Consider the following 13357-nt stretch of genomic DNA (forward strand, 5'->3'; position numbering starts at 1 on the left):
ATAATGCTCCTGGCGGTGCCCCGGGCGCAAGGCTGGGGGCGGTGCCGGGGCTACTTCTTGCGGGGTTACTTCTTGGGGGGCTACTTCTTGCGCTTGGGGCGGCGGGCGGCCGGGTTGCCGGTACGGGAGCTGCGCCGCCGGGTGAACTCGGCCGAGGCGCGCTCGTACTCGGTGCGGCGCAGCTTCTCGCCGGGGGCCTCGACGAAGCAGCGCAGGAAGTACGCGATGAGGCTGCCGATGAAACCGATCGCCTTCAGGCCCTTGAGGGCGGTCTCGTCGGAGGACGGGGGCTGCCGGCGGCTGAAGGATTCCCAGGTCTTGACGAAGGCGATGGAGCTGGCGATCGCGAAGAGGATGACGACCGAGATGCTGAGGAAGGCGCCGACGTTGCCGATCTCCAGGCCCTCGTAGGAGAACCGGAGGAGGAAGGCGCTGATGACGGCCAGGACCAGCGCACCGGCGGCCGCGCCGACGCGGCGCGCGCCGTAGCCGCCGTCGTGGTTCACCCAGGTGGTGCCGAAGAACCGGATCGGCTCGGGCTCGGGGCCGACGGGCACGGCGGGCTGCGGCTGGGCCTCGGCGGCCGGCTCGGCGGGGGTCTGGTCTCGCTGGTCGTCGCTCACACCAGCGATTATCCCCCGCCGGGCGGCGTCGGCCCGGGGTGTCTCACGGGGCGGGCCGGGGGTTGGACCGGATGGCGTCAGCCGCAGCGGCTGGTGACGTAGCCGCTGCTGCCCGTCTTCACGTAGGCGTCGGAGATGAACTCGCCGTTGCCGATGCAGTCCCAGAGGGCCGTCGTTCCGTACGGACCGGAGATGACCTGCCCCTCGCACTGGCAGCGGACACCGACGGTCGCGCCGAACGGCAGGACCCGAAGGATCGAGTAGTTGGTGCCGGGGCCACTGCGGACGTTCACCTGGTAGCCGGGCGCGACCGGGAACGTCGGGAACCCCGACCCTCCTACGGCGGCGGCTGCCTCGCTCGCCCCCGCGAGCATGAGCGCGGGGACCGTGGCGATCACGGAGCCGCCCAGGCCGAGCATGCGTCGTCGACTGATCATTTCTCTCCCCCGGGTGTGGTCAGGCGCAGTGGGTGGCGACGTAGCCGTCGCTGCCGGTCTTCACGTAGGCGTCGGCGACGAACTCGCCGTTGCCGATGCAGTCCCAGATGTTCGACGTGCCGTACGGGCCGGAGACGTTCGTTCCCTCGCACTGGCAGCGGATCGAGACGTAGGCGCCGAGCGGCAGAACCCGGCTGACCGAGTAGTTGGTGCCGGGACCGCGGCGGACGTTCACGCGGTAGCCGGGCGCGACCGGGAACGTCGGGAAACCCGACCCCGACTCGAGGCTCTGGACTTGGCTTGATTCGCTCTCAACAGACATGTGAAAACTCCCCCCTTGGATGTTGCCGTGCGCAACCCGCGCAGGGTAGCAAGACCTTGGAGATTCGCACGGGCCATCGACTAGGCTCCGGCGGGGGTGGTGAGCGGTGCGTTCAGCGCGGACGGACTACGCGGGTTTTCCGGAGTACGCCGGGCAGTACCGGCTCGAGTCCGTGCTCGGTTCCGGCGGCATGGGCGTCGTCCACCTGGCCACCTCCGAGTCGGGGCTGAAACTCGCCGTCAAGATCGTGCATCCGCAGCACGCCGTGGACCCGGAGTTCCGGGCCCGGTTCCGGCAGGAGGTCGCGGCCGCGCGGCGGGTGAGCGGAGCGTTCACCGCACCAGTCGTGGATGCGGACCCCGATGCCGAACGGCCTTGGATGGCCACGCTGTTCATCGACTCCCCGACGCTCTCCGAGCGGGTACGGGAGCACGTACTGGAACCAAAGGAGCTGACGCGGCTCGCCGCCGGGCTGGCCGAGGCCCTGCGGGACATCCACCGGGCCGGGGTCGTGCACCGGGACCTGAAGCCCAGCAACGTACTGATGGCCCCGGACGGGGTGCGGGTCATCGACTTCGGGATCTCGCGGCCCGCCGACAGCGATCTGCGCACCGAGACGGGGAAGCTGATCGGGACCCCGCCGTTCATGGCGCCGGAGCAGTTCCAGCGGCCGCGGGAGGTCGGGACCGCGGCTGATGTGTTCGCCCTGGGTGCGGTGCTCGTCTACGCGGCGACCGGGCGGGGGCCCTTCGACTCCGACAGCCATTACCTCGTGGCGTACCAGGTGGTGCACAGCGAGCCCGATCTGACCGGTCTGCCGGAGCGGCTCGTGCCGCTGGTCGCGCAGTGCCTGGCGAAGGATCCGGCAGAGCGGCCCAGCGCGGACGCTCTGATCGTGGCGCTGCGGTCGGTGGCCTACCCGACCGATCTGGACACGCAGGCCTTCATCCCGCGACCGAGGCAACCGGTGCCCGACGAGGAGGACACGCACCGGCGGGAGCAGATCGCCACCCCGGCCCCGTCCGCCCCGGGCCGCAGACGGCGGACCCGCTTGGCCGTCGCGGTGGGGGTCGGGCTGCTGCTGGCGGGTGGGTCCGCAGGCGGCTACCTGTGGTCCGCATCCAGCGACAAGCCCCCGAAACAGGCCGCCGCCCCGCGGGTACCCGTGCCGAGGCAGGTCCTGCCGTGGTCAGTGCCTCTGGGCGCATACGCCGCGGCATGCTCCTGGCAGGCTTCGGCCCTCTACTGCTCGGGGCCCGAGTCGGACGCGATGCGGCTCGGCCCCGGGGACGGGTCGACGCTGTGGTCCGTACGGGCGGCTGTCCCGCGCTCCCGGCCCGCGGCCGACAGTGCGCCGTTGCACGGGGGTGGGCTGGTCCTCGCGGTGACATCGGGAAGCGGGAGCGAACTGCTACGGGCCCTGGATCCGGCGACGGGCGCGGAGCGCTGGAAGCGGACCCTGCCGAGTGGCGCGCACGCCCTGCCCGCCGGCGGGCAGGTACTGATCACGGCGGTGGATGGAACCGTCACCGCGCTGGATTGCACGACCGGCACCCCGCGCTGGACCAAGAAGATCGGCGGGGCCGGTTCCGAGTGGTGGAGCGGCCAGGAGGCGCCGGGGGAGCCTGCCGCGCTGTACGTGTCGACGCCCGATGAGAACGGCAGAGCAACTCGGCTCTCGGCGGTGGACCCGGCGAGCGGGGTGCCCCGCTGGCAGGTCCGGTCTCCGGGGATGCTCCATCCCGTGGGGACGGCTGGCGGCGGACTGTACCTACTGGACAGCGACGTACGGACCAGGACGGAGGCGGTCGTACGGGTGGACCTGGCCACCCATGCCGTACGGCGGGTGCGGCTGCCCTCGCCGCTGTACGAGGCCCAGGCGACGGTGGGGCCGGACGGGGTCGTGTACGCGTTCGGGGCCACGGGTGCGCTGGCGGCGATCGGCGCAGCCAAGGAGGAATGGCGGCTGGAGACGGGCGTGGCGGTCGCCTCCAGGCCCGTGTTCGCCGACGGCCGGGTCTACCTGAGTGCCTCGGACGGGCGGCTGCTCGCCGTCGACGCGCGTGCGGGGAAGTTGCTGGGGCAGACCAAGCCCCGGATGGGCTCCGGAAAGGACACCTTCGCGGCGAGTCTGCCCGCACCTGTCGTCGGGGACGGGCGGGTGTACGCGTCGGCGCCCGACGGGACCGTGTTCGCCGTGGCGGCGGGGGATCCCGCGGGGTGGTGACGCCGGGCGGGGTCGGTCCGTAAGGCGCGGGGAACGCGGAAGGCCCCGCCCGACGGGTGTCGGGCGGGGCCTTTGCCGTGGGTGGCGGGGTCAGCGCTCCAGGAGGCTGACGTCGCGGACCGCGCCCTTGTCGGCGCTGGTGGCCATCGCCGCGTAGGCGCGCAGGGCCGCGGAGACCTTGCGCTCGCGGTTCTTCGGGGCGTAGACGCCGCCCAGGGCCGCGTGGCGGGCTGCCAGCGTGGCTTCGTCGACCAGGAGCTCGATGGAGCGGTTCGGGATGTCGATGCGGATGCGGTCGCCGTCCTCCACGACCGCGATGGAGCCGCCCGCGGCCGCCTCCGGGGAGGCGTGGCCGATGGACAGGCCCGAGGTGCCGCCGGAGAAGCGGCCGTCCGTGACCAGCGCGCAGAGCTTGCCGAGGCCGCGGCCCTTGAGGAAGGACGTCGGGTAGAGCATCTCCTGCATGCCGGGACCGCCGCGCGGGCCCTCGTAGCGGATGACGACCACGTCGCCGGCCTTGATCTCCTTGCGGAGGATCTTGTCGACGGCCTCGTCCTGCGATTCGCAGACCACGGCCGGGCCCTCGAAGGTCCAGATCGACTCGTCGACGCCGGCGGTCTTCACGACGCAGCCGTCGAGCGCGATGTTGCCGCGCAGGACGGCGAGGCCGCCGTCCTTGGAGTAGGCGTGCTGGACGGAGCGGATGCAGCCGCCCTCGGCGTCGAGGTCGAGGGTGTCCCAGCGCTCGGACTGGGAGAAGGCGGAGGCGGAGCGCTGGCAGCCGGGGCCCGCGTGCCACAGCTCCATGACCTCGTCGGGGGCCGTGCCGGAGCGGGCGTCCCACTTCGCGAGCCACTCCTCCAGGTTGGCGGAGTGGACCGTGGTGACGTCCTTGTTGAGGAGTCCGCCGCGGTGCAGCTCGCCGAGCAGGGCGGGGATGCCGCCGGCCCGGTGGATGTCCTCCATGTAGTACGTGCCGCCGGGCGCCACGTTCGGCGCGACCTTGGCCAGGCACGGGACCCGGCGGGAGATCTCGTCGATGTCCGTGAGGTCGTACTTCAGACCGGCTTCCTGCGCGGCGGCGAGGAGGTGCAGGATCGTGTTCGTGGAGCCGCCCATGGCGATGTCGAGGGCCATGGCGTTCTCGAAGGCCTGACGGGTCGCGATGTTGCGGGGCAGGACCGACTCGTCGTCCTGCTCGTAGTAGCGCTTGGTGATCTCGACGATCGTGCGGCCGGCGTCCTCGTACAGGGCGCGGCGGGCGGTGTGCGTCGCGAGGACCGAGCCGTTGCCGGGGAGGGCCAGGCCGATGGCCTCGGCGAGGCAGTTCATCGAGTTGGCGGTGAACATGCCGGAACAGCTGCCACAGGTGGGACAGGCGTTCTCTTCGATGCGCAGGACGTCTTCGTCGGAGACGCTGTCGTTGGAGGCGTCCACCATCGCGTCGATCAGGTCGAGCTTGCGGACGGTGCCGTCGACGAGGGTGGCCTGACCGGCCTCCATCGGGCCGCCGGAGACGAAGACGACCGGGATGTTGAGGCGCATGGCGGCCATCAGCATGCCGGGGGTGATCTTGTCGCAGTTGGAGATGCAGATCAGCGCGTCGGCGCAGTGCGCCTCCACCATGTACTCGACCGAGTCCGCGATCAGGTCGCGGGAGGGCAGGCTGTACAGCATGCCGCCGTGGCCCATGGCGATGCCGTCGTCGACCGCGATGGTGTTGAACTCGCGGGGGACGGCACCGGCGGCCAGGATCGCGTCGGAGACGATGCGGCCGACCGGGGCCAGGTGGGTGTGGCCGGGGACGAACTCGGTGAAGGAGTTGGCGACCGCGATGATCGGCTTCCCGATGTCCGCGCTCGCTACGCCCGAGGCGCGCATCAGGGCACGTGCGCCTGCCATGTTGCGGCCGTGGGTGACGGTGCGGGACCTCAGCTCGGGCATCGGATCTCTCCCCATGTGTGCGGTGACGCGAGCGCCTGCCGCGACTGTGGATATGGCTCGGTTACGAGGCTACGCCCCCTGCCCGGGATCCGGACGCGCTGTCCGGATCCCGGGACGGGCGGCTCAGCAATTGGGCACGGTGCGGAGCCTACGGGGCTGCGTGCGCGGGTGCCGTCATTCCTCGGTGAGGTAGCGCTGGAGGGTGGGGGCCACCAGCTCGATGATGGTCTCCGGGTCCGCCGATGCGAGGGGCTCGACCTGGACGACGTAGCGCAGGATCGCGATGCCGACCATGTGGGAGGCGGCGAGCTCGGCGCGGAAGGTCGGGTCGGGGACGTTGAGGTCGGCCGCGATCCGCTCCAGCAGCCGGTGCAGGATCAGCCGGCGGAGCACCTTCGCGGCGGCCTCGTGGGTGAGGGCCGAGCGGATCACGGCGAGCAGCGGGGTCCGGGTGACCGGGTTCTCCCAGACGCCGAGGAAGTAGCGGGCCAGGCGCTCGCCGATGCCGTCGGGGCCCGCGCCGAGGATCGCGGGCAGGACGAGGGCGGGCTCCATGCTGAGCTCGATCGCGGCGGCGAAGAGCTCGTCCTTGCTGCCGAAGTAGTGGTGCACCAGGGCCGGGTCCACGCCGGCGGCCTTGGCGATCCCCCGGACGGAGGTCTTGTCGTAGCCGCGCGCGGCGAACTCGGCGCGGGCCGCGAGGCGGATGCGCTCCTGGGTGCCGGGGCCGTCGTCGGCCTCGTCCTGGCGGGGGCGGCCGGGACCGCGGCGGGGCTTCGGCTGGGGCTCGGTCATGGGTGCGGGGTCCTGGGTGCCGGGCCGGGGGCGGTCGCGAGGTGCAGGCGGGTGAAGGCCAGGGCCTCGGCGAGGTCGGCCTCGCGCTCGGCGGAGGACATCGCGCGGCGGGTGTTGACCTCGATGACGACGTGCCCGTCGAAGGAGGTGGCGGCGAGCCGCTCCAGCAGTTCGGCGCAGGGCTGGGTGCCGCGGCCGGGGACGAGGTGCTCGTCCTTCGCGGAACCGTTTCCGTCGGCGAGGTGGATGTGGGCGAGACGGTCGCCCATCCGGTCGATCATCGCGGTGGCGTCGGTACGGGCGGTCGCGGTGTGCGAGAGGTCGACCGTGAAGTGGCGGTAGTCGTCCTTGGTGACGTCCCACTCGGGCGCGTAGGCGAGCATCTCGCGGTCGCGGTAGCGCCAGGGGTACATGTTCTCGACGGCGAAGCGGACGTCGGTCTCGTCCGCCATCCGCCAGATGCCGGTCACGAAGTCGCGGGAGTACTGGCGCTGCCAGCGGAACGGCGGGTGCACGACGACCGTGCTCGCCCCGAGCTTCTCGGCTGCCGCCTGGGCGCGCTGGAGTTTGGTCCAGGGGTCGGTGGACCAGACGCGCTGCGTGATGAGGAGGCAGGGGGCGTGGATCGCCAGGATCGGGACCTGGTGGTGGTCGGAGAGGCGGCGCAGGGCGTCGACGTCCTGGCTGACCGGGTCCGTCCAGACCATGACCTCTACGCCGTCGTAGCCGAGGCGCGCGGCGATCTCGAAGGCGGTCGCCGTTGACTCCGGGTAGACGGAGGCGGTGGAGAGGGCGACTTTCGCGGTCGGGATCCGGACTGGTTCTGCCACGGGGACAGGGTATCGGGGTCACCCCGGTGGGCGGGCCCACGAAAACCCACGCACCCTTGCCCTGGCCGGGCCTTGGTGTCACGGGCCCTGCGGAGCCGTCACCTGACAGGCCGGACCCTGTCTCGCCGCAGGCGGGGCGGCCCTGCGGGGCAAGTCCCCGCCCCACCCTTCCACCGTTCCCAGGGCCAGCCCTGCCCCGGTCCTCAAACGCCGGACGGGCTGAAAAGCCCCTGGGGCTCCGCCCCAGACCCCGCGCCTCAAACGCCGGCGAGGCTGAAATCGGCAGCCCGAAAGCGGGATCCCGGGCTCCGCCCGAACCCCCCGGGGCTCCGCCCCGGACCCCGGTCCTCAAACGCCGGACGGCTGAATAGACCCCGGGCCGCCTCGAACCCCGATGAGGCTGCGACTGCCCCCGTACAACCCAACCCCCGGCGGGGCTGGGGGCGGCGGCGCGGGTCGGGGACGGGGACGGGGACGGGGTGGGGTGTCGGCCGGGACGTAAAGCGTGATTTGTGGCGCGAGAGCAGGCTTCACCCTGTCGCAGCTCGGCACAGGGCGCCTAAATCATGCAGTCCAGGCCGACACCCCACCCCGGCCCCGGCCCCGACCCACCCCACGCAGCCACCCAGACCCCACCACAACCCAGCCCCGCCGGCGATTGAGGCGAACCCCCCGGCGCCGCTCACGCGCCGACCGGAGTGGACCTTCCGAGGTGGTCCAGCCGCCGGAGGATGACGCCTTCCCGGAGGGCCCAGGGGCAGATCTCCAGGGAGTCGACACCGAGGAGATCCATCGCACCCTCCGCCACCAGCGCCCCCGCCAGAAGCTGGTTGGAGCGGCCCTCGGAGACGCCCGGGAGGGCCGAGCGCTGGGCGGTGGTCATCGCCGCCAGTCGCGGGACCCATTCCTCCAGGGACTTCCGGGTCAGGTCCCGCTGGATGTAGAGGCCGTCCGCGGAGCGGGCCGCGCCCGCGATCCTGGCCAGCTGCTTGAAGGTCTTCGAGGTGGCCACCACCCGGTCCGGCGCCCCGAAGCGGCTGAACTCGCCGACCGTCCGGGCGATCTGGGCCCGAACATGGCGGCGCAGGGCGCGGATGTCCGCCTGGTCCGGCGGGTCGCCCGGGAGCCAGCCCGCCGTCAGGCGGCCCGCGCCCAGGGGGAGCGAGACGGCCGCGTCCGGGTCCTCGTCGATCCCGTACGCGATCTCCAGCGAGCCCCCGCCGATGTCCAGGAGCAGCAGCTTGCCCGCCGACCAGCCGAACCACCGCCGCGCCGCGAGGAACGTCAGGCGGGCCTCGTCGTCGCCGCTGAGGACGGGGAGGTCCACGCCCGTCTCCGCCTTGACCCGGGCGAGGACCTCGTCGGCGTTCGTGGCTTCCCGTACCGCGCTCGTCGCGAAGGGGAGTACGTCCTCGCACCCCTTGTCCTCAGCGGCCTGCACCGCGTCCCCGATGACGGAAACCAGCCGCTCCACGCCGTCCGGCGTCACCGCGCCGTGTTCGTCGAGCAGCTCCGCCAGCCGCAGCTCCACCTTGTGCGAGTGCGCGGGAAGCGGGCGCGCACCGGGATGCGCGTCCACCACCAGCAGATGGATCGTGTTCGAACCCACATCAAGGACACCGAGTCTCATGAGGGGAAACGCTACTGGTCCAAACGCGTAGGGGTGGAGTAAGGGGCGCTTAGGCTGGGGTTTGTGCCAAATACGAAGAAGGCCAACAAGTCCAAGACCAAGGTCGGCAAGGCCGCCAAGGGTGCCGGGGCCGCCGCCGAGGCGGACGAGAAGGGGCTCGATTTCCCGCGGGCCTGGGTGGAGTTCCCCGACCCCGCCGACGAGGAGCAGGTCTTCCGCTGTGACCTGACCTGGCTCACTTCCCGCTGGACCTGCATCTTCGGCAGCGGCTGCCAGGGCATTCAGGCGGGCCGCGCGGACGACGGCTGCTGCACGCTCGGCGCGCACTTCTCCGACGAGGACGACGAGAAGCGGGTCGCCGAGAACGTGGCGCGGCTGACGCCGGAGCTGTGGCAGTTCCACGACGTCGGCAGCGAGACCGGGTGGACGCAGCACGACGACGACGGGGAGAAGCAGACCCGCCGCTGGGACGGTGCCTGCATCTTCCTGAACCGGCCCGGTTTCCCGGCGGGGGCCGGCTGTTCCCTGCACATCCTGGCGGTGCGCGGCGGCCAGGAGCCGCTGGAGACCAAGCCGGACGTGTGCTGGCAGCTCCCCATCCGGCGGACCTACGAGTGGATCGACCGGCCCGACGACACCCGCGTCCTGCAGGTGTCGATCGGCGAGTACGACCGGCGCGGCTGGGGTCCGGGCGGCCACGACCTGCACTGGTGGTGCACCTCGGCCACGTCCGCGCACGGCGCCGGCAAGCCGGTGTACGAGTCGTACCGCGCCGAGCTGACGGAGCTGATGGGCAAGGAGGGGTACGAGGAGCTCGTACGGCTCTGCGAGGCGCGGCTCTCCTCGCTGCTGCCGATGGCCCCGCACCCGGCCGATCCCGCGCCGAAGCAGAAGTAGGCCGCAGGGCGCCCAGGGCTACGGGGCCGGCTCCGGGGTCGGAGTCGGCCCCGGCGTTGCTCCGTCCGAGGGGCTCGGGGTCGGCGTCGGGGTCGGTGTCGGGGTGGGGGTGGGCTCCGGGGTGGGGGTCGGTGTCGGAGTCGGGGTGGGTGTCGGCCGCGTCTCGGACGGGCTGGGCGTGGGCGTGGGGTCCGGGCCGGGCGGGGTGGGTGCCGGGCGGCCCCGGCCGCGGATGGAGATCACCGCGCCGCCCGGGTCCACCCCGACCCGCGCGCTCCAGGCCCCTACGGGCTGGGCTTCGGAGTCCACGGTGATCCGTAGGGTGACCGATTCTCCTGGGGCCAGCCGGCCCGAGGTCGTACTGGCGCGCAGCCACGGGGCGTCGGACCACAGCCGCCAGTCGACCGGGGCGCCGCCCGACGCGGTGAGGGTGAGCAGGGTGGTCGCTCCGTGGGTGGAGGCGGCCGCGGTCAGCCGGCCCGGGGCGCCCGGTGCGGAGCTCGGCGCGCCGCTGCTGATGACCTCGACGGAGACGTCGGGGGCGGCTGCGGACGGGGCGAAGCCGGAGTCGTCGGTGGTGACGGCGGCGTTGCCCGCGTTCTCGTAGGCCGTCAGCGGGCGGCCGTCCGTACGGGCCTGCGGGAGCTCCGCATCGCTCGCGGAGATGCGCGTGGAGCCGTTGCCGACGGGTTCCCCGGTGCTCGGGGCGCCCCGGTACGCGGCCCACAGCGCCAGCACCGGGGCCGCGACGACGGTGGCGACGACCGTGGTGGTCACGGCGCGGGCACGCAGCCGTTCGCGGCGGGCCGCACGGTCCTTGGGGTCCATCGGGAAGCCGGTGCGGTCGAAGCGCGGGCCGGTCCCGGCGCCGCGGCGGCCGCCGGAGCGGAGCATCGCGGCGTGCACGGCGGTGCGCGGGGCCGGGACCAGCGGGAGGGCGGCGGTGTTGATGCCGCCCGAGCCGGGCCAGGGACCGCCGGCGCCCACGCGTTCGGCGACGCGGCGGCAGCGCGGGCAGTCGTCGACGTGGCGGACGAGTTCGGCGCGCAGGGAGGAGGAGAGGAGGAGGTTCCCGTCTCCCCCGCCCTCCCCGTCGTCGCCGGTGAGCCGGGACACGCTCGGGCAGTTGCCCGTCTCCACGACGGCGAGGGCGGCCCGGGTGCGCTCCACCTCGCAGGCGGCGCCGGACAGCAGCTCGCGGGCGGCGGCCGGGGGCGTGCCGAGGACGGCGGCGAGTTCGGGGACGCCGAGGCGGTGGCGGACGGCGAGTTCGAGTGCCTCGCGCTGCTCGGGGGTGGTCCCGGCGGCCTCCGGCCAGGCGAGACGGGCGAGCTCGGTGCGGCGGTAGGCGTACACGTCGAGAGCGCCGTGGCCGCCGTGACCGCCGTGACCGGCACTGTCACGCGAGTCGCCGGGGCCGCCGAGGCCGGCCGACGCACCATGCGCCGACACATGCGCCGACGCGTGCCCCGCCAGGTTCGCCACCGCGTTCGCGTCGGCGCTCGCCGTCGCGGGATCCGGCGCACGGCCGGTGTCCGTGTGCTCCGGTGCACGCCGGGCGGAATGCGCTCCCCCGTACCCGTAGCGCGTGCGCCGCCGCTCGGCGAGCCTGCGCAGGCAGGCCCAGCGTGCGAGGGCGTACAGCCAGGCCCGCCGGTCCCCCTCGTCGGGGCAGCGGCCGGGATGGCGGTCGGCGACGGCGAGGACGTCGCCGAGCACGTCGGTGGCGGTGTCGTGGTCGCACAGGACCGAGAGGCAGTACGTGAACAGCCCGTCCAGGTAGGGCTCGTACCGGAACGGTGGCGGCTGCTCCACCCTGGTCCCCTCGGGGGGCGTGCGCCCGTGCGCCCGGTGTGCGCCGGTGCGCGGTGCGGGGCGTCCCTGGTTGCTGCTGGTCACTCGGTGACCGTAGGCGGCGCGCCGGTGGCGCTCCGGAAGCCTTCACCAGTTTTAGTCCTTACGGGTGAACAGATCGACGTTGCGCTGACGCGCCCCCTGACGGTGCACGCCGTGGCGTACACGCCGGGGACCGCCGGGGACGGCCGGGGCACCGCCTCGGAGGCCGTCGGGGAAGGGCTGTCGGTGGCTGCGGCTACGGTGGGCCGCATGGCTGCCCGTACATCTCGTTCATCCGCCAAGGACCGGCCGTCCTACCGCTGTACCGAGTGCGGGTACTCCACCGCCAAGTGGCTCGGCCGGTGCCCCGAGTGCCAGGCCTGGGGCACCGTCGAGGAGCTCGGGGGCGCCCCCGCCGTGCGCACCACCGCGGCCGGCCGGGTCACCACGGCCGCCGTGCCGATCGGGCAGGTCGACGTCCGGACCGCGACCGCGCGCAGCACCGGCGTGGACGAGCTGGACCGGGTGCTGGGCGGCGGGCTGATCCCCGGTGCGGTCGTCCTGCTCGCGGGCGAGCCGGGGGTAGGCAAGTCGACGCTGCTGCTCGACGTCGCGGCGAAGGCCGCCTCCGACGAGCACCGCACCCTCTACGTCACCGGAGAGGAGTCGGCGAGCCAGGTGCGGCTGCGGGCCGAGCGGATCGGCGCGCTCAGCGACCACCTCTACCTCGCAGCCGAGACCGACCTGTCGGCCGTGCTCGGGCACCTGGACGCCGTGAAGCCCGCACTGCTGATCATGGACTCCGTGCAGACGGTCGCCTCCCCCGAGATCGACGGCGCGCCCGGCGGCATGGCGCAGGTCCGGGAGGTGGCCGGGGCGCTGATCCGGGCCTCCAAGGAGCGCGGGATGTCCACGCTGCTCGTCGGCCACGTCACCAAGGACGGGGCGATCGCCGGTCCCCGCCTGCTGGAGCACCTCGTGGACGTGGTCCTGAGCTTCGAGGGCGACCGGCACGCGCGGCTGCGCCTGGTGCGCGGGGTGAAGAACCGGTACGGCGCCACGGACGAGGTCGGCTGCTTCGAACTGCACGACGAGGGCATCACCGGCCTCGCCGACCCGAGCGGGCTGTTCCTGACCCGCCGCACCGAGGCCGTCCCCGGCACCTGCCTGACGGTGACCCTGGAGGGCAAGCGGCCCCTGGTCGCGGAGGTGCAGGCGCTGACGGTGGACTCGCAGATCCCCTCGCCGCGCCGCACCACCTCCGGGCTGGAGACCTCGCGCGTCTCGATGATGCTGGCGGTGCTGGAGCAGCGCGGGCGGATCACGGCGCTCGGCAAGCGGGACATCTACACCGCGACCGTGGGCGGGGTGAAGCTGACCGAGCCGGCCGCCGACCTGGCCGTCGCGCTGGCACTGGCCTCGGCGGCCAGCGACGTACCGCTCCCGAAGAACCTGGTCGCCATCGGGGAGGTCGGCCTCGCGGGCGAGGTCCGGCGCGTGACGGGCGTCCAGCGGCGGCTCGCGGAGGCGTTCCGGCTGGGCTTCACGCACGCGCTGGTGCCGGTGGACCCGGGGAAGGTGCCAGCGGGCATGAAGGTGACCGAGGTCGCCGACATGGGCGACGCCCTACGGGTCCTGCCGCGCGGGCGGTCGCGTACGCCGGCGAAGGAGCGGGCCGCCGACTAGCAGGCCGTTCGGGGCTCCGAACCGCAGGTCAGGGGGCCCGGACGGGGTGCTCCCCGGCCCGGCCGGGCCAAGGCACGACGGGCGCCGGGGCCGCGCCGGTAGACTTCGGGATGGTCCGCCCGGCCGTACG

Annotated in this window: 11 protein-coding genes; 3 read left to right on the forward strand and 8 right to left on the reverse strand. The window is 73.2% G+C overall.

Going from position 1 to position 13357, the window contains the following annotated elements:
* Positions 1 to 80: 80 nt before the first annotated feature.
* From OG898_RS09540 to OG898_RS09550, 3 genes are all read right to left on the reverse strand, one after another.
* Positions 81 to 557: a hypothetical protein gene (locus tag OG898_RS09540; RefSeq protein WP_266960159.1), complete on the reverse strand. Its 477-nt coding sequence runs from the start codon at positions 555 to 557 to the stop codon at positions 81 to 83.
* A 143-nt stretch (positions 558 to 700) separates the two neighbouring features.
* Positions 701 to 997: a peptidase gene (locus OG898_RS09545; protein WP_266960161.1), complete on the reverse strand. Its 297-nt coding sequence runs from the start codon at positions 995 to 997 to the stop codon at positions 701 to 703.
* Between the two features lie 82 nt (positions 998 to 1079).
* Positions 1080 to 1382, reverse strand: a complete 303-nt coding sequence (locus tag OG898_RS09550; RefSeq protein WP_266956147.1) for a peptidase — start codon at positions 1380 to 1382, stop codon at positions 1080 to 1082.
* A 106-nt stretch (positions 1383 to 1488) separates the two neighbouring features.
* On the opposite strand from OG898_RS09550, the gene OG898_RS09555 reads away from it, so the two are divergent.
* On the forward strand, positions 1489 to 3609 hold the full coding sequence (locus OG898_RS09555) for a serine/threonine-protein kinase (RefSeq protein WP_266956149.1): 2121 nt from the start codon (positions 1489 to 1491) through the stop codon (positions 3607 to 3609).
* A 90-nt stretch (positions 3610 to 3699) separates the two neighbouring features.
* On the opposite strand, the gene ilvD is transcribed toward OG898_RS09555, so the two are convergent.
* The 4 genes from ilvD to OG898_RS09575 form a co-directional block, all read right to left on the reverse strand.
* Positions 3700 to 5553, reverse strand: a complete 1854-nt coding sequence (gene ilvD, locus OG898_RS09560; protein WP_266956151.1) for a dihydroxy-acid dehydratase — start codon at positions 5551 to 5553, stop codon at positions 3700 to 3702.
* 174 nt (positions 5554 to 5727) lie between these two features.
* Positions 5728 to 6348: a TetR family transcriptional regulator gene (locus tag OG898_RS09565; RefSeq protein WP_266956153.1), complete on the reverse strand. Its 621-nt coding sequence runs from the start codon at positions 6346 to 6348 to the stop codon at positions 5728 to 5730.
* Entirely contained in the window at positions 6345 to 7178 is an 834-nt protein-coding gene (locus tag OG898_RS09570) for a sugar phosphate isomerase/epimerase (protein ID WP_266956155.1), read from the reverse strand. The genes OG898_RS09565 and OG898_RS09570 overlap by 4 nt, the downstream gene beginning before the upstream one ends.
* Before the next feature lie 682 nt (positions 7179 to 7860).
* Positions 7861 to 8808: a Ppx/GppA phosphatase family protein gene (locus tag OG898_RS09575; protein WP_250752851.1), complete on the reverse strand. Its 948-nt coding sequence runs from the start codon at positions 8806 to 8808 to the stop codon at positions 7861 to 7863.
* A gap of 63 nt (positions 8809 to 8871) precedes the next feature.
* Here OG898_RS09575 and OG898_RS09580 point away from each other — a divergent pair, with 63 nt between their 5' ends.
* Positions 8872 to 9705: a hypothetical protein gene (locus tag OG898_RS09580; RefSeq protein WP_250752848.1), complete on the forward strand. Its 834-nt coding sequence runs from the start codon at positions 8872 to 8874 to the stop codon at positions 9703 to 9705.
* Between the two features lie 18 nt (positions 9706 to 9723).
* On the opposite strand, the gene OG898_RS09585 is transcribed toward OG898_RS09580, so the two are convergent.
* Entirely contained in the window at positions 9724 to 11604 is a 1881-nt protein-coding gene (locus OG898_RS09585) for a hypothetical protein (protein ID WP_266956159.1), read from the reverse strand.
* 207 nt (positions 11605 to 11811) lie between these two features.
* Here OG898_RS09585 and radA point away from each other — a divergent pair, with 207 nt between their 5' ends.
* Positions 11812 to 13227, forward strand: coding sequence for a DNA repair protein RadA (radA, locus tag OG898_RS09590; protein WP_250752842.1), 1416 nt, complete (start codon positions 11812 to 11814; stop codon positions 13225 to 13227).
* Positions 13228 to 13357 lie beyond the last annotated feature (130 nt).

Origin of the sequence: Streptomyces sp. NBC_00193, from assembly GCF_026342735.1 — a bacterium.
Taxonomy (GTDB): Bacteria; Actinomycetota; Actinomycetes; order Streptomycetales; family Streptomycetaceae; genus Streptomyces; species Streptomyces stoeckheimensis.

Bases quoted from the DNA above. Each gene is read 5' to 3' on its own strand.
- OG898_RS09545 (WP_266960161.1), bottom strand. From the start codon at position 997: ATGCTCGCGGGGGCGAGCGAGGCAGCCGCCGCCGTAGGAGGGTCGGGG.
- OG898_RS09550 (WP_266956147.1), bottom strand. From the start codon at position 1,382: ATGTCTGTTGAGAGCGAATCAAGCCAAGTCCAGAGCCTCGAGTCGGGG.
- ilvD (WP_266956151.1), bottom strand. From the start codon at position 5,553: ATGCCCGAGCTGAGGTCCCGCACCGTCACCCACGGCCGCAACATGGCA.
- OG898_RS09565 (WP_266956153.1), bottom strand. From the start codon at position 6,348: ATGACCGAGCCCCAGCCGAAGCCCCGCCGCGGTCCCGGCCGCCCCCGC.
- OG898_RS09575 (WP_250752851.1), bottom strand. From the start codon at position 8,808: ATGAGACTCGGTGTCCTTGATGTGGGTTCGAACACGATCCATCTGCTG.
- radA (WP_250752842.1), top strand. From the start codon at position 11,812: ATGGCTGCCCGTACATCTCGTTCATCCGCCAAGGACCGGCCGTCCTAC.